This window comes from Bradyrhizobium manausense (assembly GCF_018129685.1).
Taxonomy (GTDB): Bacteria; Pseudomonadota; Alphaproteobacteria; order Rhizobiales; family Xanthobacteraceae; genus Bradyrhizobium; species Bradyrhizobium manausense_D.
This window is the reverse complement of record NZ_JAFCLG010000006.1, coordinates 302,229-322,581: the sequence shown is the minus strand read 5'-3', so window position 1 is coordinate 322,581 and position 20,353 is coordinate 302,229. Positions and strand designations below refer to the sequence as shown.

Sequence of the window (20,353 nt, the reverse complement as noted above, 5' to 3'; positions counted from 1 at the left end):
CTAGTCGGACGTGCCGAGAAGATCCGGCTTGGTGCTCAAAAAAGCGCTGCCGTCGTAGCGCAACGGCAGCGCATTCCCTCGTAGCTCTGTCACGGGATCCGCCGCTTTGGGACCGGACCGATAGCGGTACCCTTCGCGTTCTTGGCCACCGGGTTCGGGCGGACCGTGAACCGCGTCCATGCCGCCGGCACGAATCCTTTCCCACGGATTGTCCAGGTCGTGAGCGGCCAGTCGAACCGATAGGCATGGCCGGCATAGTGCACGACTGCTCGCACGATCCGGTCATCCTCGGTCTCGCCGAACACGCCCAGCTCACCGGCGAACTCGGTGGCACTCACGACGGGCTTGCGGTCGGTTTCGCCGACGGACTGCCGCTTGTCATCCTTGGCCGGGGTGTCGTTGGGAGCCAACCAGCGGATATCCCGGTAGCCGATCATCTTCTCGGCCCATTCAGTGTCGGGCCCAGCGGTGAGGCGGCTGAAGATCTTGATCTGGAACAAACCGAGCAAGATCTGCTCCTCCTCCTGATACGGTTTCAACTGGCTTTCCGATTGGAGCGCAACGATGCAAACCATGCCCTTTTCGCGCGCAACGGAGAGGGTGCGGGCGAAGCCTTCGATCCTGCCAAGAGAGTAGAGTTCGTCCAGCACCATGCTAACACGCCGGCTGGTATCGATTTCGACCGAGGGGTCCGAGAGTTCCTTGCAAACCCGCCGTAGGATACCGCCGCAAACGACCGTCGACATCGCCCGGAAGTTCGGCGAGGTCTGCACGATGACGATCTTGGGGCCGGTATAGTCTCTCGACAGCCAGCCAGTGACCGAGAAGCGCTTCGTCTGCGGCACGGTCGACCAGGCATAGGCCATGGGGCGAAGGCTTGTCATGGCGGCGCTCAGGAGCGTGGCCATGATGCTGAGCACGGTCTTGTTCTCACCATCGTCGCCCGTCCGCAGCAGTGGACTTGCGCTGAGGTCGAGCGCCTCGATCCGCTGACGAAGATCGTTGGGATCTGACAAAATCGCCTCGATCAGGTCGCGCGCTCCCCAATCCACGCCCTTCTCCTCGGCGACCGTGCAAATGATGTCCGTCAACAATAAGCGAGCGCTATCGGACCAGAAGCTCTGTTCCGATCCCGGGACCATATCGGTCGCAAAATCGGCAGCAGCAGCGGGGCCGTTGATGTCGGCCGCGATGTCCCAGGCCCAGCCGTCGCGATGGGCAGGCGAAATCAAGACGATCGAGTTGAGATCGAAGGACCGCGTCACGTCACCCTTATTACAGTGCATCATGAGGAGGTCGCCACGCTCCACCATCTGCGTCGCGTAGGCGCGGACAAGGTTCGACTTGCCATGGCCTGAAGCACCAAAGATCATCATGAAGCGGCTTTCCAATTCGAATGGCAAGTTGAGGTGCGGCGCGAGCCAAAATCCCTCGCGCGCGAAACGTCCCGCTTCCCGCCGGAAGCGATTGCGCAACCTGCGGCGGGCATCGTAATCGTAGTAGATACGCGGTTGGCGCGGATCCGGAGTGAGGAATGGTTCCGTCAAGGAAGCTTCGTCTCGGGCGACCATGCGCGCGAAATGGGCCGCGACCACGCCGATTCCAAAAGCCAAGATGGCCCGCCGCCAACCTGCTGCCAAGAAAGAGATCCAGCGGTCTGGATGACGCAAGCTCGCCAGGTGGCTGCCCCAGTCAAACCATGAGAAGGGCGCATCAGTCGCGGGCAGTGTCAACAGCAACGCGAGCAGCGGCCCGAAGGACAGCAAAAACACGATGCAACCGACGTAGATCCCTTCGTCAGGCGAGCGGATAAGCTCAAGGCCGTCCTTGATCTTGGGAATTGCGACCATTTTCTAGATCCAGTTCTGAAGTTGTTGAAGGATGAACGATGCCAGCGCGTCCAATAGCTGCATGGACATCGCAGCGCCGACGAAGAGGATGGCGGCGACGATCAGGCCGTGCAGGATGGCGCGAGCCCGCATCGGGCGGAGATTGCGCTGCTGATCGGTCCAGTTGCGATCCAACGACACCGGCAGCGTCGCAGCCTGTGTCTCGTTCGCCTCAACAGGTTCGGTGCGCGCCTTCGTCTTGACGGTTTCGCCCCGCCCCTTCGCCGATTTTGCCGGCGGAACGGATAACGCGGGCGCAAGTTTCGACATCTGTTTGTCGATACCCTTGCGTAGAACACGGAAGAAAAACTCCGTGCCATCCGGTCCCCATTTCGCTAGTTGGGCGGCGCTGACCGAGCCGCGCTTCGTCAAGATCCTGCCAACGGCTGCGCGGACCTGATTCCCGATTTCTTGCTGCCGCTCCTTCTCGAGCTCACTCACCGCAGGGATCGAAGCCGGCGTCTCGGCCGACTTATTATTGTGCTCGGTGCTCATTACGCACCTCCCTTTGGCAGCACGATCAGTTGCGACAAGCTCCGGTGCATGTCGCGGAAGAACACGGCGACAGCGCGCCGAGCGATCTTGACGTCGCCGACCTCCATGCCCAGCCGCCGCGCCGCTTCCTGCGGCTCCATCGCCAACGCCTTCAAGAAGCGCAAGCCCGCGTTTTCGTACGGCTCCCAGAAGTCGGCGAGAATCGCCGGCATAGTGATCCGCTCGACGCCGGCGAGCAGCGGCTTGAGCTCGCGCTCGAACTGCTGGCGAGCAGGACCGCTGTTGCGCAGATTCTCCAGCGAACCGCGGTCCATGAGGTTTTCCACCAGCACGATGCGCGCGCTCGGAATCGCCTCGCGGAACCGGCGGATCGTCTCAGCGGCTGAGGCGATGGCGTCGGTCTCGGCCTGCACCAGCACGAACGCGAAGGCCGGCAACTTCCAACTGGCGAGGTCCTCGTCGATGTCGACCTCTTTGAGGAAGTTGGCCGCGTTCTCGACCTCGTCGGCGCCGATGTCGAACAGCACGCTGTGGCCGATGGACATCGCCTTGCTCGCGGCGGTGTAGAGAGGCGTGAACGAGCGGCGCACGAGCGCGGGATCGTTCATCACGAGATCAGGGTTGGGGCGCAGGTCAACGACCTTGGCGCCGATGAGCGTCGCTAGACGCTTTTTGTCGTCGGCCTGGAACGCAGTGAACGGATATCCATTCAGCGCCAGGAGATCGGCGATGGTCGCCATCAGGTGTGTCTTGCCGACACCACCCTTCTTGGCGGCGGTGACACCCAAGAATGGCGGTTTGACCGGAAACTTGTCAGACATGGCTTAGCTCCTTTCGCGGCGTTGACGGGATCGCCAACTTCGCTTGAAGCGTGCCATGCTTCAGGGCCCTGCTCTTTGAATGCCAAAAAGCGGACCGCCAACTAACTAAGCTGCTGAATTTAAGTGATATTCTGGCTGCAGTGTCCGAAAATCGCCTTTCATTTAGCCCGGCGCCGTAGCATCCGGCGCAAGGCCGCTCCCATTGGGATTAGAAAAAGGGCGCGCTATCGCGCGCCCTCCTGAGTATCGGCCTCGATGAGGCGAATCACGATCTCGGCGCCGTTGAGCGGAAGGCAATCGAGCTTGTGATTGAAGCCCTTGCCATCGCTGTGAGGCCAGAGTGCGCCGATCGCGCGCCAGATTTTCTGATTGCCGTTCATGGTCACAGCGTAGATGCGGTGGGTCGGACGAGATGAAGCGGACTGGTTGCTCATGGAAAGCTCCTTTCGATTCTGAGTTCGCCCCATTGGCGTCCTCGATGGCCGCTTTCGATCGAGGCGTTCAAGCGGAGCTGTCAAAGCGGACCGTCAGGTCCCCCAACGTGGCGCGAGCTGCACACGCAACGCACGGAAGCGAACGGCTTTGACAGCGCCGCGCGCCGCGATAGAAACGGCCTATTGAGAGGTCGTCCTGGCGGAGAACTTGCGCTCTTTCGAAAGGAGATTTGCGCAATCAGCTCGTAACATCCGGATTGAATCGGTGCCGGTCGTGCTAGTGCCCAAGGGTGGCGGATCCGGAAGGCTAATGGTCGGACGCCGTTTTCTTCTCCGCGTGCAAACGGCTCGATCCGAATGACTCGTTCCGAGCAAGCGCATGTGTCAGCTGCTGATGGGCCGCTACAACGAAAGATCGATGCCGCGGCTGCGACCGGTTAGCTCCCGCGACAGATCCGCATCCCTGCTTAGAGCAAGTGTCGACGTCTTCAGATTGGCCCGCGAGAGCCTCGCAGCAAGATAGGCCATATCGGTACTTTCCGCAGGCTCTTGCTGTCTTGACGCGAGGTCGCGCTCGTTTTTGGCCTGAGCGGAAAGGAGCGCCTGGTCATAAAAGACGCGAGCATTGCCTCGTGCACGTGACATAGCGACGTAAGCCTCGTGTCGGTCGAATTCCGCCCCAAGCACGACCGTAGCGGTCTCAGCGGTCAGGCCCTGGCTGCTGTAGGCGGTGACGGCGAGGTCATGACTCAAGCGAACCCGACCCGCCTTATCCGCCAACGCTTCGGTCGAGAACTCTACTCTTTTGCCCTCAACCGTCGCCCGGATCAGCAAGTGCGTGCCATCGAGTTCTTCGATCTCATCGATCCGGCCAACCGTACCGTTGATGACACCGTTTCCGATCTTGTCCTGGCGGATACCAAACCGGATTTTGTCGCCAACAGCGAGATGGAGCCGGAAATTTTGGCCAGAAGCGTTGCCCGCGGTGATGACGTGATCAGGCCCCGTGAGACGGCCGGCCGCTCGCAGCCGCGAGCGGATCTCGGCATTGAGCGCTCGGACAGTCTTGTTTGACTTCGCAATCAGCAAATGCGGCTTGTTGGGCGCCTGCCGCTGCTCGTGCATGTAACGGTCTACAGCCGCTTGAATGGTGGCCCCCGCCCCTGCGCAACCGATCAGAAGACCTCGCTCCTCGTAGGCCTGCAAACCGGCCGCTGCATTTCCTTTTGCGAACGCTTGCGCTGCTTCACGCGCCCATTCCTCGCGTTGGCGAACGATCGTGTCGACACGCGTAGGCGGCAAAATCGTAGAAAGAATCTTCAACGCGGGCCCTGCACTTATAGGTTGCAATTGCTCCCTATCACCTACTAAAACGAGTTTTGCGCTCGCCCGTTCCACTGCGATGAGCAACTCATTCATTTTTTTCGAGCCGACTTGGCCGCATTCGTCAATCAGAAGCACGGTGTTGCGATCCAGAACATGCTGTCCGGATTCGATTTGGGCCAACAAGCGATCGATGGCAGTGGCATCGATGTCGAGTTCGGACCTCAGCATAGCTGCGGTTCTGTGGGAGGTCGCAGCTCCGATCACGGTCTTGCCGGCAGAACGGGCGTAGGAATCGACCACAACTTTGAGCATGGTGGTCTTTCCCGATCCGGCGGCGCCCTCAACGATGGCCAGTGATCGCCCATCCGTTGCGGCCAGCGCTGCGGAGCGCTGTTCGTCGGACAGGCCGCGGCGATCGCATTCGCTTTCAATTTTCTTTCGGTCAATTTCGGTCCAACGACGCTGCACGAGCGTGCGCGCGGCCTTTAGCAGGTTCTTCTCGATGGCGACCATCTCAGGCGTCGAATACAGGCCATGACCGTGGATGTCCCGTCCGAGCTGGACGACCCGAGCAGAAGCCATCAGGCGTTCCATTTCGCCATTAACGCGATCAGCAGCAGCCCCCGTTCCCACCAAGCCACTGGCGACGGCCGCCATCAAGTGACGCCGCTCGAACACCGACTCGTTCTCGGTGAGCGCATTGGGGATCTCGGCCATCCGCTGCGCAATCAAGGCCTCTCGCTCGTGATCGGACAATGCGCGACCGGTTCGGATCTGCCCGATGAAATGCTCGACATCGATGCCTTGCTCCTGGGCCTGTTCGTGCCAGATAGCGAAGCGGTCGCGATCATCGGAAGCCTTGGACAAGCGCGTCGCCTTGACAACGGCGGCAGCGAGCTCCTGCGCCTCGCCGGTCACCAGGTCGTATTCTGCAAGACGCTCCTCGAGCTTGTTCCGGCGCGCCGAAAAATAACGTTTTGCGTCAGCACTGACTGCTGGACCGACATCCGTTACCAGCTCGAAGATTCCATTCTTACCCGTCACCTCGATCTGAAACCCAAGCTTTTGCAGCCCCGAAGAAAGTGCCAGGTGATACACGCTGCCAGCGAGCATTTTGGCTTTGAACAACGGACGAGCGTCAAGCGCTCCCCACGTCGGCACGCGCTTGCCTTCACCAAGCGGTCTTTCGCCTGCGTTAACCACGCATAGATGACTATGCAGATCCATGTCAGCCGTGACGCGCCCATCGCTATGGGGAGCGGGCCGTGCCTCGCCATGCTGAAACGCGGCCACGATGAGCGAAGTCTTCTCGATGATGACGCCGTTCTTGCCGCGCCGCGTGAACGCGGCCTCGCGGTTCAGCATGGCAATTACCGCCTTGCAGGCGTCCAGCTGCACCTGTTCGATCGCCGCACGCATTTCGGCATCAGCAAGCGCGAAAGCAATGCTCACGGATTTAGGCGCGCTTAGCGTCAGATCGAAGCCTGGCACTCGCTCTTTGCCGCCGTCGTTGGTGATGAGCAACCGTCCATCAGGGCCGACGCCGGCGTGCAGCTTTTCGAAAAGATCGGCTTCGACTGTTTGCCCGACCTTGATACCGAGGGTGGCCGAGTTGCTCAGCCAAATACCGGCCGGCTCTTTGCCCGTCAGATAGTATTCAGTTCGCCTCAGATAATATTGGGCGACCGTCCCCTTGCCGATACTTGCGACCATCTTGGCCTCCATGAGCGGAGGCCGATTTTCTGAGAGAAAGGACCGATGAACTTTGGATGCCAGAACGACGGAAGAAACCCAATTTTCGGCATTCAAAGTGCACACGAGATTTCTGCGCTTGAATGCTGCTTCGAAGGAAAAATTGAACATCAGATCTCGCGAGCTGACTTCGACCTCCTTCTGTTTTCACCCATAAGCTCAAAAGAGCAGAAAGGCATCACATCATGTGCAACCACGTTGCCAACGTAATCTCCAAGGCTTGCGAGGATCTGGTGTTCGGAGAAAAGCTTCTCCGCACCGTTATCGAGATCATTTGCAGACATTTGAACGAGAGGCCGGAGCGCACGTTCAGGTTCAGTCACGCCTTCGCGGAAGTTCCAGGTCCGACCGGCAACACGAACTTCCGCGCGGAATTCTTCCGCTCCGATTGGGCACAAATCCGCGGGGATCTCGCACTCCTCGACTCTGGCTGCTGGAACAGCGAGCCACGCATGTTCGTAGCATACCTGCCTGGCGGTCGGTTCGACGTGTCCGCTAATGTCGCAACGCAGGAAGTGCTCGTTGTCTTCTGGTAAAAACAACGCGCCAGTGCGGCTTCTCCGCGCTGGCCCTCCATCGTGAGGGGGCTTTGTGCCGTCACCAAAGCGAGCTTATAATCTCGGCGCCAGCGAAACGACGTCTGCACGGTCTGGATCAATGCGCGCACCACCGAAATATCGTCAACCAACATCGTGAACAGCTCTGCCGACCGAGGCGGTGCACTCTCTATGGACGGACCGCTATGAAGCCGATGCTGCCGAACAAGCCGCGTGGCGTCCCCCGGGCGAACGACAGACGCGTCCCGAACGGCATCTTCTGGGGCCTTCGATCAGGAGCCCCCTGGCGTGATCTGCCGGCGGCGTTTGGGACATACACCACTTGCAATAACCGCTTCGTCAGGTGGCGGCGGGCCGGCGTCTAAGCCGCATCATAGGAACGCTTGCCACTGCCGATGATGCTGCTACCCAGATGATGATGGACACTCCCATTGTCCGCGTGCATCAGCATAGAGCCTGAATCGCAAGGAACTAGCGCCAATCACGATGGGAAGGTCCCGCGGCGGCTTGACCAGCGCAATCCATGCGGTGGTCGATGCCAATGGTCTGCCATTGCGGCTGGCGCTGGGCCCCGGTGAGGCCCATGACGTTCGACTTGCCGGAAAACTACTCTCTCGTCTGAAACCGGAGGCAATGTTGCTTGCTGAACGAAGCTGCGATGCCGTTTGGATCAAACAGCTTGCGATGCAGAAAGGATCCTCGGCAACGAAAAGAAAGCGCAGCGATCCGATCTGCTTCAGCCCGTACGGTGCCGGCCCGTAGCTGCCGTACACGAAGATGTCTCTCTTCGCTCCTAGATCTAAGTATTTCAGCGACTAGGCCAGAGCAGAGAACGTCTCTTGAGTATGAACGCACATCGGCCGGCTGCCGTCTCCGCAGTTCGCTTGCGGCACGTCGGTATGTGGGTCAAGCAAGCTTGTGCTGGGTATTAGGCAGCACCGACAGCCTTACGCCATCAGCGGCTCACTTGCCACGGCAATGTCTGCCATTGTCTGCTGGCGTTCCGAAGCCGCCATTTCGAGAGGAGGTTTCCCTTTCACCTCGACGACCTTGGACGGATCGAAGTCGGGATTTTCGCGCTTACCGCGGGGAGCCGGATAGCCGCGTGGGTTGCTGACGACTCGCGTCCGCCCCACCGAGTAGTCGTGATTGCTGTGCACATGACCGTGCAGCCAAAGATTCGGCGCGGCGTCGCCTGTCATAAGTCGTTCGACGTCGCTTGCGTAGCACCAGTCCAGATCTGAGATCGTTGGCCAGCGGAGCAGCGAGCGCGGCGACGGTGCCATGTGCGTGACGACAACGGCCTCCTGGCCGGCGGGACGTTTCGCGAGAGCCCTCTCAATGAACGTGACCGAAGCCTTGTGAGCGTCGATCGTCTGGCCGGGGCGAAGCCGGTCCCTCGACCTGCCGGCGCCTGTCTTTATTGCCCGATAATCATTCATCTGTTTCGTGGCCGCGCGTACCGCGTCATCAAACATAACGTACGGCGGCCTAGTCATGAAATCCGTCCAGAGCGTAGCGCCGACAAACAAGACGCCTCCGATCTCGTCGGAAGAATCATCGAGCAGAATGATTCCAAGCTCCTCCGCGACCTCGGGCATCCGCGCCCGCTGCTGCTCCCACGTTGTCTTGAGCTCCGAACAGGACTTGTCGTGAAAGGAATAGAAATCGTGATTTCCGGGAACGTAGATTAGAGGTCTCCCACGATTGGGATACAGCTCCCGGACACGCCGCAAAGCCAGCGTGCCGGGCGCGGCGGCATCGCCGGCGACCACGGTCACGTCCGCATCGACCTGCGGCATGCTGTCAAGGTCGTTGTATGCGATGTCAACATGCAAGTCAGAAACCAGATTAATACGAACCACGACGTCACTCCCTATTCTCAAGATCGTCGCTCTCCCGATCCACCCGCGGCGACAATGTCGCTAGATAGGCCTTGATGGCAGAGAGCCGGACCGGGGCGATGCCCATAACATCGACGCCGATGTCCGCCGACTGTTGGTTACCCCGGAGCTTGCCGTGGTGATGCCCGTACAACATCAACGTGGTCGGCTTGTGAGATCTGGGCCAGGTCGTCCATGGGTAATGGCAGATGACGCACTTGGTGCTTTCGATGACCTCGTATGCAACGTCACGGACCGATGTCCATCCGAGGCCCTTTGTGACTTCATCGTCGTGGTTCCCGACCACCAGATGTTTGCGTCCTGGTAGGCTTTCGAACAGTTTGCGAAGCGCGGGCGGATCGGCTCGATGAGCGAAGTCGCCGGCCACAATGATTTCATCGTCGGGCCTGACAAGTTTACGCCACGACGCAGCCATCGCCTCGTTCATCTCACGACCGGTCGCAAAGGGTCGGTTGCACATTCGAATGATGCCGTCCGCCTTGTCTGGCGACGCGTGGAAAAAATGTGGATCAGCGTAAAACCAGGTCGTCAAAGTAATTTTCCCCGCGCCCTTTTGAAACATCGGTCTTGCATCTCGATGTCTCATTGCGCCGCTTGACGATCAGTTACTAGCCTCGTCCGACATTGGTTTTTGAGTGACGTGGTTGACGCGCGGTAATTGCCGCTACGCCGAGCCGCTTAGCGGCCTACCGACGATGGAGAAGCCGACGCGGTGCGAAGAGGAGCAGGTCGACATTGACGGCACGGTTGTATGAACGGCGAGGCGTTTCGAATTTCTCTCAAATCTTATCGTTGCGATCAGCCAAGCAGCCAAGACTGGCAAGCGAAACGGATCTCGACGCGTTGCGAATGAAACATTCGACAAGGCCAATAGGACGCCGAGGTACGCGAGCGGAGCAGCACTAAAACCGACTTAGCCTCGACCCGAGTCGACGACATTTTTTGGCTTCCAAAGTGGATGCGTTGTTTCTGCGTTCCAATGGCGCCTCATCGAGGAGGTTGCCATGTCGGATCGAAGAAGGGCAGTCCGCCGCCGGCTTGAAGAAGACGAGCGGAGGAACGGTAGCAAAAAGAGCGCGCAGCGCGATGGCAGCTACCGGGTTTCGCTAATCTCGATCGGCCTTGATCTGGTCAACGATCGAGAACTCGAAGCAATCGAGCTCTACCTCGGCCAGGAAATCGATCACCTGCTCGGTCGAGCTTGCGGGCCGCAAGCGAGGGGGCCGCCGGAATAGGCCGCCCTTCCTCCGCTCCTAACCCTTCCCCCATCCCACTGAGGAGTTTCAAATGAGCCCTTACAGTTTGATCGAACTGATTGCCGGCAGTCACGAGCTGGCGTTGCGAATCGCCCTGTTGGTACTGAGCCATACGAAGGAGGGACTGCCTGACCCACAAAGTTTTCGCAGCATCGTCAATATCAGCGTTGGCGAGTATCCCCCGATTGACGCTTATGTTGATCTCGTCGAATGGAGCGCGTTGCTGGCCCTCCTCGACGAGCTGAATGCTGGTCGCGTTCAGTTCAGCAACATCGACATCGACGGTCGTCCTTCCAGCCTTATCGGTCGCGTCGATGGCATCGATCGGCTTCGGATCTACGTTGATGCCAGGCCCACGTTGCGCGTGGCCGTCCTGACCGTCTAACCAGTAAAGAGCGCCGGCGCGGAATTCACGCCGGCGCTCACTGCAATGACTTTTCGGCTCCAACGGTGGGATGCCCGCGCCCTCGGTTTTGATACAGCCGATACAGAGTATAGCGACGCGAGTGCGCGCCGGCTGTCCGCTCGACAGAGTTAAGACCTGGAGCGCTGGCCCCAACACTCGGAAGAATGTTGCCCAACCTGATCAACAATAACACAGGCGAGGACGTGTGGTGAAGACAATCAGTCAGCATCGTCTGCTGGACAGTCGCCGCCTCAGCCGGAGCCGCTCTTGGCGGCAAGCCAATCGACCGCCCCTTGTGCCTGTGCAGCAGCGGTAAAGATCGCCCGTTTGTCGGATTTGAGTACGGTTAACCAACTGGAGAGGTAGGCGGCGTGGTCCGGTCTTGGTTCCAACGCGACGCCAAGATCGGCACAGAGGAACGCCGCACCGATCTCTGCGAGCTCTTCACGCGCATAAGCATTATCGCCAAAGCGCTTACCTAGATTGCGGTCGCAGCGATGCGTCGGCGCCGTCCAATGGCCGTTATGCCGATATCGGCATAACGTTCATTATGCCGCCTTCCGGATTATGCCGCGCCGATGTGCCTTCCCGTGGACTGGTGAGCAGCATCGGCGCCGCATGTCGGCATAATCGGACTGTGCTCAGCCCGATCATTTGTTCACGACCACCGCCAACATTGGGCACGCCTCAGGACATCACGTTGCAGGAACTACGCGAGCTTCTTTCCGATGGACGAGGAGACGCGTGAAGCTTTTCCGTATGTGGTCCTCAGCAGCAAAACGGGCGGGACGGTGACCATTGGTTGGCACTGCGAAATAGCTGCTGGGTCGTGAGTTTTGCACAGGAATCACGTCGGCTCGCCTCGCGTGCTCTGCCCAGGTCGTGGGCCTTTGCTCCTTCCAATCAACGGAAGGAAGCACCATGCCCTGGACAGTTAAGAAACCTACAGCAGCCGACGTCTCGCCAGATTGGCTGCGGCCCTACTGCACGCCGTTCCTGCAGAAACTCGCCGATCAAGGCTATGCGCCTGCGACGATGCGAACCTACGCTGGAGCAATGGCTCTGTTCTGCCAGGAGGTCGCCCGCCGAGGTCTCGGCCATGGCCAGCTTGTCGGCCAGATGCTGTCGAAGGTTCGCGCTGTAGCACTCAAAGGGAAATACCCAAACGAATACAATAAGAAGATATACTGCGTGGAACGCTTCATAGATGCTTTGGTCGAGGCCGGTGTTGCCGAGCGACCTAAGCCGACGAAGAAGGTGCCGACGGCGCTCGAACGCCTGCAAGCAGAGTACGAGGTCTATCTTCGCGAGCAGCGAGGGCTGACCGAGGCGACGATCTACCACTGCGTGCGGTTCCTCGATCGCTTCATGACGTTCCGCTTCGGCGAGAAGCTCGGCAACCTCAACGACATCACGCCGGCTGACATCGTGAAGTTCCTGTGCGATGTCATGGGCCGGAAGATATCGTACCGGGACAAGACTCCGCCGACGCACTTGCGCAGCCTGTTCCGCTTCCTGTTCTGGAGTGGGAAAACGAAGCGCGATCTGGCGAGCAGCCTTCCGCGCGTAGCGACAGGACGCGCGTCGCACCTGCCGCGATCATTGAAGCCGGAAGAGATTGAGCGGCTGATCGATGCAGTCTGGGCGCCGGACGCCATCGGTCGGCGCAACTACGCGATGTTGATGATTCTGGCTCGCCTCGGCCTGCGCGCGCCGGAGGTTATCTCAATCCAACTCGACGATATCGACTGGCGGGCCGGCACGATCCTGATCCGGGGCAAGGGCAAGCGGCACGACCGCATGCCGCTGCCCGAGGACGCCGGCAAGGCCATCGTCGATTACGTCCGGAATGGTCGGCGTGGATCGTCGCGCACCTTGTTCGTCTCTCACAAGGTGCCGCATCGGCCGTTCCTCGATGCGCAGATCCTGAATACGGTGCTGCGCGCGGCATTCAAGGAGACCGGGCTGCGGCCGCCGCAGAAGTACATTGGCTCGCATTTGCTGCGCCACAGCCTGGCGACTGACATGCTACGCAAGGGTGCCTCGCTCGACGAGATCGGCGACGTGTTGCGGCATCGCTCGCGTGCATCGACGGCCATTTACGCCAAGCACGATATTGAGGGGCTGCGCTCGATCGCGCGCGCCTGGCCGGTCGAGGGAGGTCGGGCATGACGACGCTCTCGCAGCAACTCGCGGACTACCTCGCCGTCCGGCGCAGTCTTGGCTTCGACATGACCTTCGAAGAACGCGTCTTGCGCGTGTTCGCCGCCTTCGCCGATCGCGAGGCCGTCGATCACATCACGGTCGATCTGTTCCTGCGTTGGAAGGCCGCGTTCGGCACGGCCAACAACAACACGTGGGCACATCGGCTGGGCATGGTGCGTGGCTTTGCCAGATGGCTGAAAGGACATGACGAACGAACCGAGGTGCCGCCGCCCGGACTTATCCCGGTCAAATGGCAACGGCCACGGCCCTACATCTACTCCGACAAAGAGGTTGCGACAGTGGTTGCACGCGCCGCCAAGCTGCGGTCGCACTATGGCCTGCGAGGCTGGAGCTTCTCGACCCTATTCGGGCTCATCGCCGTCACCGGGTTGCGCATCAACGAAGCCTTGAAACTCGACGACGACGATGTCGATCTCGACGCCGGCGTGATCACGGTGAAGCGTGGCAAGAACGGCAAGGCCCGCTTCGTGCCGATCGCGCCAAGCACTGTCAACCGTCTTGCGGCCTACCGCGCCGAATGCATTCGACTTCTCGGGGTCAGAACGGGGGCGTTCTTCTGCAACGACGATGGCCGGCGGCCGACCGACTGCAGCGCACGCTACAACTTCGCGATCGTCTCCCAGGACATGGGACTGCGCGAGGCACAGCGCTTCTGCAAGCACGGGCGTGGACCGCGCATCCACGATCTGCGTCACACGTTCGCCGTCCGTACCATCATGGGCTGGTACCGCAAGGGGCTCGACCCGGATCGGGAGATGTTCAGGCTCAGCACCTATCTCGGCCATGTGAAGCCAGATCACACGTACTGGTACATTGAGGCAGTACCGGAGTTGCTGCAGCTCGCCTCGAAGCGGGCGGAGCGCTCCCTCGCCGAGAATGCTCCGAGGAAAGGCGGTGCACGATGAAGACGCATCCGCTTCCCACCTATCTGCAACGCTTCTTCACCGAGCGCCTCGGAACTCAGTTGAAGGCAAGCCCGAACACGGTCTTGAGCTACCGTGACACGTTCCGGCTGCTGCTCAAATACGCGGCCGATCAGCTTCGACGGCCGCCGACGGAGCTGCAGGTGGTCGACATCGACGCCGACCTGATCGGCCTGTTCCTGGCTGACATCGAGAGCGCGCGCGGCAACAGTGCTCGCAGCCGGAATACCCGTTTGTCGGCGATCCGTTCGTTCTTCAAGTATGTGGCTGTGAACGAGCCGCAGCTCCTGCACCACTGCCAGCGCGTCCTGGCCATGCCCGCTAAGCGCCACGAGAAACGCGCGATCGACTATCTGACGCGCGCCGAGATCGAGGCCTTAATCCAAGCACCGGATCTCTCGACGTGGCACGGCCGTCGCGATCGGGCGCTGCTGGCGCTCGCGCTACAGACCGGATTACGCGTCTCGGAGCTGATCAGCCTGTCGTGCGGCGATATCGTGCTCGGCACGAGCGCGCACGTCAGGTGCATGGGCAAAGGGCGCAAGGAGCGGGCAACACCGATCCGCAAGGACAGCGCCAAGGTGCTCCGCGAATGGCTCGCCGAGCGCAGCGGCGCGGTGACCGATCCGGTCTTCGTTAGCAATCGCAATCAGCGGCTGAGCCGTGACGCCGTCGAGCAGATCGTGCGCACGCACGTGATCGTGGCGGCCGGGAAATGCCCGTCACTCAAGAAGAAGCGCGTCACGCCGCACGTGCTTCGCCACAGCGCGGCAATGCAGCTCCTGCAGAACGGCGTCGACCGTACCGTCATCGCGCTCTGGCTTGGCCATGAATCGGTCGAGACCACGCAGATGTACATCCACGCCGACATCCAGCTGAAGGAAAAGGCAATGGCGCGAACACAGCCGGTCAAAGCGCCGCTTGGCCGTTACCGCCCCGACGACAAGCTGCTCGCCTTCCTTGAGGCGCTCTGATTATGCCGACATGCCGCGCCGATGCTGCTCACCAGTCCACGGGAAGGCACATCGGCGCGGCATAATCCGGAAGGCGGCATAATGGATGAGTTCATGAAGCAGGGTCGCATAATAACCTTGGGCTGCGCTTGAAGTTGGCGTATCGATAAACTGACGATAGGGCGGCATTTCGATATGGTCCGCCGAGGGAAGATAGCAGGCTCGATTTCCCCGGTGGACAATCTTGGCGGTGGTCGCGGCGATAAAGGTATCGACACTGTCGATCCTCGAGGAGATTGGCTCGATGGTCTGGGCTCGCTCGGTCGGAGTGGGAAGGCCTTCAATTTGCTCAACGTTGAACACCGTGTAAGCACGCAGCAGCGGGATACGGCGGACGGTTTCTTCGTTTGCTGAAGGATCGTCTTCGGCCAATTCGATCGACTTGGCGTAGACAATTGTGGCGCCATGCTCCCCTTTGCGGACTTGAGAGCCCAGCGCCTTGGCCTGACGATAAGTCATCCAAGTCGTGGACGCAAAGCCGCGCTCCATTGCTTCAGACCATAGGATAAGAACATTGATGCCTCGATATGGTATTCCATCGTGGCGCAGGGGTCGGCCTGGCGCAGCCTGACCCGGAGATGAAGTCCAAGGCTTGATCCAGCTGCGCGTTCCTTTCTCGAGCTCGCGGATGATTTTATCGGTGACGCGCTGGTAGACGTCCATGTGCGGGTTTGTACTAAGCTCCTCGCTGAATGAGGCAGCGCTGCCGCGACTGGTTGATTCAGGCCGGTGCGTCCGGTTGGTCGACATGATCGTCTCTCCGTTTGCCGTCGGGCTCGCGTGATTGCGGCCTCGATGGCGGCGCTTGCGCCGGGAGGCGATCGACCTGCACCGGAGGACGAAGCGCAGCGGAGGACGGCGACGGAGGGTTATTTTGACTTGCGCGAGGAGCCGCATGGCGGCGGGGAAAATGACCTGACTAGCCGTTGCGGGAAGCGATCGGGGCCCTACGCCCTTTATCTCCCGGCGATACCGTCCATCCTCAGAGGCCGAGCACCGAAGACCGATGGTCCTCAAACGAGTAAGGACGCGTGGGGAAACCATTCGCTTGACGAACTAGCCAATCATGCCGGGTCGGCGTTGCATTCCTGAGCGCGAGCGGGCTTCACCAAAAGTGCTGCCGCCGCGCGGCCTCGTTGCGACCTATCGCATACGCGTCCGCGTTTGCTCATGCCGGCATCTAGAAGGAAGCATCGGCACTAACTCAGCTCGAGCTAGATGGTTTAGAAGAGGATCGCTGATTCGCGTTGAATTGCTCGCCAAGAATAGGGCGCCAGGAACATACAGCACCGTAATCACGCGGGGCGGCTTCGAAGATTGCATGCGAGTGACCGCTGATCAGCTCGCCGCGACAATGTAGATCGAGAAATGGCCCGTGACGCACCCGAAGTCCGGTCCGCTCGGGCGTCTTTCCGGCTCGTCAGCGGTCGTGTGATTGGTACTAACTCCTAATGATGAATTCCCCTCACTTGGAAGCCGAAGCGGCGACTTGCATTCCTTTTTGGCATCCAAAGTGGAGCGCATCTTCGTGGCCCATGATCTGCGCGTGCCGTTGGCGCGTGGGAGATGAGAACAAGATGTTCTCAGCGCGTAGCAGAAAGCGGCATCCGGAGGTCACTATGGAATATTTTTTGCGCTTGATGTCGCTTGATCCCGTTGTCGAGACCTTGTTCATCAATCAGATCATCTTGTTGGTGACCGGCACTGCGATCGATTTCTCGCAGCCGCTAGATCGCATTTTATGGCGGGGAAATGTTGATCACCCGTTCAGTGTACTCGTGGTTGGCGCCGATCGAGACCGCGCCGCCGCAATCCAGCGCAACGGAATCATCACTCGCTGGACCGAATTCGGTGGCTTACTGCTGTGCATGGGATACTTGCATGGCGAGGCTTGCATCAGCATCGCCTTAAGCGCCGAAGGGGACGTGATCGAATTTACCTTCCTTTAGCGGCATGTCTGCCGGCGCTTGCAGCAGAGCGCCGGCAGCAGTCTTGACCGCAATATGTTGCCACGCTGCCAGCGGTTAAGTCTGTGTTTGATGCGAGGCATCTGGGGGCTTTTCTTTGGTCCAGACAGCTGCGAAAATCCCCTATCGAAAAGGTGCAAGATGACAAAGTCCCGCGTACGTCGATCCAAGACTTCCTCCGCAAGCGTCACCGGTGAAAGCGCGGCCCAGCGGGCCTGTGGGTATTACAGAGCCTCAACTTCACGACAGGTCGAAGTCGAATTAACCATTCCGTCGCAGATGCGGGCCGTTCAGGCCTATTGTGAGCGGAAGGGGTGGGAGTTGGCGGGGGAGTTCGTCGAGCAGGGCGCGACGGCGACCGACGACAATCGCCCGGAATTTCAGAAGATGATTGAGCGAGCATGCGATGACGACCATCCCTACGATGTCATCGTCGTTTACGCATTCAGCCGCTTTTTTCGCGACGGTTTCACCATGGAGATGTATATCCGCAAGCTCGCCAAGGCGGGCGTGCGGCTGGTCTCCATTACGCAAGAGCTGGGCGACGATCCCGCGCAAGTCATGATGCGACAAATCATCGGACTTTTTGACGAATACCAGTCGCGCGAAAATGGCAAACACGTCCGCAAAGCCCTCATTGAGAACGCTCGCCAGGGATTCTACAATGGCTCACCCATCCCTCTCGGCTACAAAAGCGTCGAGGTCGAAAAGCGTGGCGCGCGCATCAAAAAGAAGCTGGCCATCGATGCAGTCGAAGCCGAAACGGTCAAACTGATCTTCCGCCTCTATCGGCAGGGCGACGGTACGTCGGGGCCTCTGGGCGTGAAAAAGCTGACGTCCTGGCTCAACGAGCGCGGCTACCGCACCCGCCGCGGTGCTCGTTTCGGCGTGGCCACCGTCCACGGCATCTTGTCCAATCCGATCTACATGGGCCAGTGGGTCTTCAACAAGCGCGACTCTAGGACGCTGAAGCAGAAGCCCGCGCATGAGCACGTCACAGTCGAGGTGCCGGTGATTATTCCGAGCGCGGAATTCGAGACTGTGGCCGCAGCTCTCAAGACGCGGGATCCCAGGGTGACCTCGCCCCGCGTCGTGACGGGACCCATCCTGCTAACCGGCATCGCTACCTGCGCTGGATGCGACGGAGCTATGACGCTGCGGACGGGGACGTCGTCAACCGGAAAGGTCCACAAATATTACACTTGCTCAACCTGTGCACGGCAGGGCAAGACCGGCTGCAAAGGGCGCTCCGTCCCGATGGACAAGCTGGACACCATTGTCGTCGAGAATCTCGCCGAACGGCTGTTCCAGCCGGAGCGGCTGAAGACCATCCTCGGCAAGCTTGCCGAGCGCAGGTCGGAGCAGGCAGCCGAGGTTGATCAGCGTGTCTCCACCCTCCGGTCAGAACAAACTGCCGCTGAAGACAAGCTGAAGCGCCTCTACGCGATGGTGGAGAACGGCCTGACCGAGATGGATGACATCCTGAAGGACCGTATCGCGGCCCTCAAGGTCGAGCGCGACCGGGCGAAAGATGCCCTGGAGCGCATTAAGACGCGCCCAAGGGCCCATGCCATCGATGCCCGGGCAATTGAGCGCTTCGGCAGCCTTATGCGCGAAAATATTGCCTCGGGGCCAATCCCCTTCCGGAAGGCCTACATCAGGTCGGTGGTGGAGCGGGTAGAGGTTGACGACCGAGCCATTCGGATCGTGGGTGACAGGGCCACGCTGGAGCAGGCTATTGCCGGCGGCCAAAACGCGAATCCCGGCGTTCGCAGTTTTGTACGCAAGTGGCGCGCTCGGAAGGATTCGAACCTCCGACCCTCGGAATCGAAATCCGATGCTCTATCCAGCTGAGCTACGAGCGCCTGCCCCGGGTATGGGCCACAAACCGAACGGCCTCGACCGTACGCTGGCAAGCCAGCACATTGACGACGTTCGGATCGGGTCGAATTAGCAGAGAGGCCAGACAATAAAAAGCCCTTCCCGCCTCATTTCGAGACGGGTCAAGAGCCCTATCACCAGGTGGTGTTGAACAGGCCGAAATGCGGCTGCTGTGCCACCAGCATCATCGGCTGGGCATGCTGCGGTGCCGGATGCGCCCGGGCGACCTTGCGCTTCGGTTGAGCGGGAGCCTGGACCTGCTGCTGCGGCTGAGCCTGAGCAACCTCGGACGGAGCCTGCGGCTTGGCTTCGGCCTTCCTGGCCGCGGCCGCGTCGGCCTTCGGCGTAAACTGGGCGAACGTCTCGCGCACCCGCGGCTTGGCAGACATGTCAGCCAGCGCGTCAGCTTGCATCGCCGGCTGGGGAGCCGCGACGGCAGCCGTCTTCGTCACGGGGGCTGCAATCGTCGGCTGGCTGGTATCCAGCACAATCCGATCAGGCAGATGGCGATCGGACCGGATGCGGATCAGTGGCTGGTCGTAGCTTGCCACCCCAACGGTCTGCGCAACCGGCGTTGCCGGCCAGACGAAATCCGCCGCAAACAACAGTGCGAGCAACGCTCCACCGACGAACATGAAATACCGAAAGATGGGCATTCACTTGCGCTCCGCCCCCCGCATCCCCGCGTGGGCACCTCGCCTTAACCGGCGATCCTTTAATTGGTTCCTACGCCCAGCCTTTGGTTCAACTGGCGACGCCAAGAATTTTGGCCAAGGGGCAAGCAAGGGACAAGAACGGTAACTTTTCCGCTAGCGCAATGTGTGGCCCTTTAGGCGCGCCGCGCCGTGACCAGCGAACACTTCGCTTGCTCGGCGTTTACATTGACGAAACCGATGGGGATACGTGCAAACGTCTTGCGGCTCTTGATGCCGACCATGTCGGATATCACCCGGCTGCGGTCAGTGAGGTGGCTCCCGTTGCGCCGCGTGAAGGCGCAGACGATCTCGACATCTTTTACGGCATAGTCATTGTCATTTCGCACGGTAAAGGTCACCAGCGCCTTCGAGCCGAGCCCGCCGCGACGCCAAGTCTGTGACGAAATCTTCATCCGGTCGAGGCCGGCGGCTTCACCCGGGGGAAAATATGAGGCTGACACCATGGGAGCCGGATCGACACTTGCCAGCGCCACTTTCACAGGCTGGTTTTGCGCGAGGTTGCCTTCGGAAGACGGCATCAGCAACCAGAGAGCGGCACCGACCGTGCCCGCGGCCAGCAGCCACAACACGCTTGGCTTGAGCCAAACCCTCGCTGCCGGCTGGACCCGTTGCCGTTCCTCACCGTTCCCGACGAAACGTCCATGTCCAATCCGGCGTAGCCCTGATCTCATAGGTGCGTTACCCGCTCTTCCTTCAATCCGCGAGCCTCACCAAGGTTCCCGCGACCGCAAAATCTCAGCTGGGAGCAATGGTAGCGATCGTCGACGGGGATCGCTAACATGCGCTG

18 protein-coding genes, 1 tRNA gene and 3 pseudogenes are annotated in these 20,353 nt (G+C 60.2%); 8 read left to right on the top strand and 14 right to left on the bottom strand.

Going from position 1 to position 20,353, the window contains the following annotated elements; translation table 11 throughout:
• Positions 1-89: 89 nt before the first annotated feature.
• The 6 genes from JQ621_RS18095 to JQ621_RS18070 all read right to left on the bottom strand — a co-directional run bounded on the left by JQ621_RS18095 (position 90) and on the right by JQ621_RS18070 (position 7,259).
• Positions 90-1,850, bottom strand: a complete 1,761-nt coding sequence (locus tag JQ621_RS18095) for a type IV secretion system DNA-binding domain-containing protein (RefSeq protein ID WP_212236009.1) — start codon at positions 1,848-1,850, stop codon at positions 90-92.
• A gap of 3 nt (positions 1,851-1,853) precedes the next feature.
• Entirely contained in the window at positions 1,854-2,384 is a 531-nt protein-coding gene (locus JQ621_RS18090; protein ID WP_212236008.1) for a hypothetical protein, read from the bottom strand.
• On the bottom strand, positions 2,384-3,205 hold the full coding sequence (locus JQ621_RS18085) for a nucleotide-binding protein (RefSeq protein WP_212236007.1): 822 nt from the start codon (positions 3,203-3,205) through the stop codon (positions 2,384-2,386). Before JQ621_RS18085 ends, JQ621_RS18090 begins: the two co-directional genes overlap by 1 nt.
• A gap of 224 nt (positions 3,206-3,429) precedes the next feature.
• A complete protein-coding gene (locus JQ621_RS18080; RefSeq protein WP_212236006.1) occupies positions 3,430-3,639 on the bottom strand; it encodes a hypothetical protein in 210 nt (69 codons plus the stop codon).
• A 402-nt stretch (positions 3,640-4,041) separates the two neighbouring features.
• Positions 4,042-6,828 (bottom strand): MobF family relaxase, encoded by a 2,787-nt coding sequence (gene mobF / locus JQ621_RS18075; RefSeq protein WP_212236005.1) that lies wholly within the window; start codon positions 6,826-6,828, stop codon positions 4,042-4,044.
• Complete coding sequence (locus tag JQ621_RS18070; RefSeq protein WP_212236004.1) at positions 6,828-7,259, bottom strand: hypothetical protein; 432 nt, start codon at positions 7,257-7,259, stop codon at positions 6,828-6,830. The genes mobF and JQ621_RS18070 overlap by 1 nt, the downstream gene beginning before the upstream one ends.
• Before the next feature lie 200 nt (positions 7,260-7,459).
• On the opposite strand from JQ621_RS18070, the pseudogene JQ621_RS35475 reads away from it, so the two are divergent.
• A pseudogene (locus tag JQ621_RS35475) lies at positions 7,460-8,021 on the top strand (IS5 family transposase); the annotation flags it as partial.
• Positions 8,022-8,221: 200 nt separating this feature from the next.
• Here the strand turns inward: JQ621_RS35475 and JQ621_RS18055 are convergent.
• Positions 8,222-9,139, bottom strand: coding sequence for a metallophosphoesterase (locus tag JQ621_RS18055; protein ID WP_212236002.1), 918 nt, complete (start codon positions 9,137-9,139; stop codon positions 8,222-8,224).
• 4 nt (positions 9,140-9,143) lie between these two features.
• Entirely contained in the window at positions 9,144-9,740 is a 597-nt protein-coding gene (locus JQ621_RS18050; protein WP_212236001.1) for a metallophosphoesterase, read from the bottom strand.
• A 442-nt stretch (positions 9,741-10,182) separates the two neighbouring features.
• Here JQ621_RS18050 and JQ621_RS18045 point away from each other — a divergent pair, with 442 nt between their 5' ends.
• Together JQ621_RS18045 and JQ621_RS18040 are read left to right on the top strand one after the other, a co-directional pair.
• On the top strand, positions 10,183-10,413 hold the full coding sequence (locus JQ621_RS18045; protein WP_212236000.1) for a hypothetical protein: 231 nt from the start codon (positions 10,183-10,185) through the stop codon (positions 10,411-10,413).
• A gap of 52 nt (positions 10,414-10,465) precedes the next feature.
• Positions 10,466-10,819 carry a hypothetical protein gene (locus JQ621_RS18040; RefSeq protein WP_212235999.1) on the top strand — a complete coding sequence of 118 codons (354 nt, stop codon included), beginning with the start codon at positions 10,466-10,468 and terminating at the stop codon, positions 10,817-10,819.
• A gap of 272 nt (positions 10,820-11,091) precedes the next feature.
• Here the strand turns inward: JQ621_RS18040 and JQ621_RS18035 are convergent.
• A pseudogene (locus JQ621_RS18035) lies at positions 11,092-11,358 on the bottom strand (zincin-like metallopeptidase domain-containing protein); the annotation flags it as partial.
• Between the two features lie 403 nt (positions 11,359-11,761).
• On the opposite strand from JQ621_RS18035, the gene JQ621_RS18030 reads away from it, so the two are divergent.
• The 3 genes from JQ621_RS18030 to JQ621_RS18020 are packed head-to-tail and all read left to right on the top strand — an operon-like array spanning position 11,762 to position 14,963.
• On the top strand, positions 11,762-13,012 hold the full coding sequence (locus JQ621_RS18030) for a site-specific integrase (protein WP_212235998.1): 1,251 nt from the start codon (positions 11,762-11,764) through the stop codon (positions 13,010-13,012).
• A complete protein-coding gene (locus JQ621_RS18025) occupies positions 13,009-13,971 on the top strand; it encodes a tyrosine-type recombinase/integrase (protein WP_212235997.1) in 963 nt (320 codons plus the stop codon). Before JQ621_RS18030 ends, JQ621_RS18025 begins: the two co-directional genes overlap by 4 nt.
• On the top strand, positions 13,968-14,963 hold the full coding sequence (locus tag JQ621_RS18020; RefSeq protein ID WP_212235996.1) for a tyrosine-type recombinase/integrase: 996 nt from the start codon (positions 13,968-13,970) through the stop codon (positions 14,961-14,963). The genes JQ621_RS18025 and JQ621_RS18020 overlap by 4 nt, the downstream gene beginning before the upstream one ends.
• On the opposite strand, the gene JQ621_RS18015 is transcribed toward JQ621_RS18020, so the two are convergent.
• The gene (locus JQ621_RS18015; RefSeq protein WP_212235995.1) at positions 14,964-15,752 is read right to left on the bottom strand and encodes an ArdC family protein; all 789 of its coding nucleotides are present in this window, start codon (positions 15,750-15,752) and stop codon (positions 14,964-14,966) included. It lies immediately after the preceding gene.
• 869 nt (positions 15,753-16,621) lie between these two features.
• On the opposite strand from JQ621_RS18015, the gene JQ621_RS18010 reads away from it, so the two are divergent.
• Both JQ621_RS18010 and JQ621_RS18005 read left to right on the top strand, forming a co-directional pair.
• Entirely contained in the window at positions 16,622-16,951 is a 330-nt protein-coding gene (locus tag JQ621_RS18010; protein ID WP_212235994.1) for a hypothetical protein, read from the top strand.
• Between the two features lie 54 nt (positions 16,952-17,005).
• Positions 17,006-18,250: pseudogene (locus JQ621_RS18005) on the top strand (recombinase family protein); the annotation flags it as partial.
• A 120-nt stretch (positions 18,251-18,370) separates the two neighbouring features.
• Here JQ621_RS18005 and JQ621_RS35470 read toward each other — a convergent pair.
• From JQ621_RS35470 to JQ621_RS17990, 4 genes are all read right to left on the bottom strand, one after another.
• Positions 18,371-18,721: a hypothetical protein gene (locus JQ621_RS35470; RefSeq protein WP_249125357.1), complete on the bottom strand. Its 351-nt coding sequence runs from the start codon at positions 18,719-18,721 to the stop codon at positions 18,371-18,373.
• 36 nt (positions 18,722-18,757) lie between these two features.
• A tRNA-Arg gene (locus tag JQ621_RS18000) sits at positions 18,758-18,834 on the bottom strand.
• 150 nt (positions 18,835-18,984) lie between these two features.
• A complete protein-coding gene (locus tag JQ621_RS17995) occupies positions 18,985-19,506 on the bottom strand; it encodes a hypothetical protein (protein WP_212235993.1) in 522 nt (173 codons plus the stop codon).
• A 173-nt stretch (positions 19,507-19,679) separates the two neighbouring features.
• Complete coding sequence (locus JQ621_RS17990; protein WP_409334232.1) at positions 19,680-20,135, bottom strand: hypothetical protein; 456 nt, start codon at positions 20,133-20,135, stop codon at positions 19,680-19,682.
• Between the last annotated feature and the right edge of the window lie 218 nt (positions 20,136-20,353).

Coding starts and splice junctions, on each gene's coding strand:
- JQ621_RS18095 (WP_212236009.1), bottom strand. CDS start 1,850: ATGGTCGCAATTCCCAAGATCAAGGACGGCCTTGAGCTTATCCGCTCG.
- JQ621_RS18090 (WP_212236008.1), bottom strand. CDS start 2,384: ATGAGCACCGAGCACAATAATAAGTCGGCCGAGACGCCGGCTTCGATC.
- JQ621_RS18085 (WP_212236007.1), bottom strand. CDS start 3,205: ATGTCTGACAAGTTTCCGGTCAAACCGCCATTCTTGGGTGTCACCGCC.
- JQ621_RS18080 (WP_212236006.1), bottom strand. CDS start 3,639: ATGAGCAACCAGTCCGCTTCATCTCGTCCGACCCACCGCATCTACGCT.
- mobF (WP_212236005.1), bottom strand. CDS start 6,828: ATGTTCAATTTTTCCTTCGAAGCAGCATTCAAGCGCAGAAATCTCGTG.
- JQ621_RS18050 (WP_212236001.1), bottom strand. CDS start 9,740: ATGTTTCAAAAGGGCGCGGGGAAAATTACTTTGACGACCTGGTTTTAC.
- JQ621_RS18045 (WP_212236000.1), top strand. CDS start 10,183: ATGTCGGATCGAAGAAGGGCAGTCCGCCGCCGGCTTGAAGAAGACGAG.
- JQ621_RS18040 (WP_212235999.1), top strand. CDS start 10,466: ATGAGCCCTTACAGTTTGATCGAACTGATTGCCGGCAGTCACGAGCTG.
- JQ621_RS18030 (WP_212235998.1), top strand. CDS start 11,762: ATGCCCTGGACAGTTAAGAAACCTACAGCAGCCGACGTCTCGCCAGAT.
- JQ621_RS18025 (WP_212235997.1), top strand. CDS start 13,009: ATGACGACGCTCTCGCAGCAACTCGCGGACTACCTCGCCGTCCGGCGC.
- JQ621_RS18020 (WP_212235996.1), top strand. CDS start 13,968: ATGAAGACGCATCCGCTTCCCACCTATCTGCAACGCTTCTTCACCGAG.
- JQ621_RS18015 (WP_212235995.1), bottom strand. CDS start 15,752: ATGTCGACCAACCGGACGCACCGGCCTGAATCAACCAGTCGCGGCAGC.
- JQ621_RS18010 (WP_212235994.1), top strand. CDS start 16,622: ATGGAATATTTTTTGCGCTTGATGTCGCTTGATCCCGTTGTCGAGACC.
- JQ621_RS17995 (WP_212235993.1), bottom strand. CDS start 19,506: ATGCCCATCTTTCGGTATTTCATGTTCGTCGGTGGAGCGTTGCTCGCA.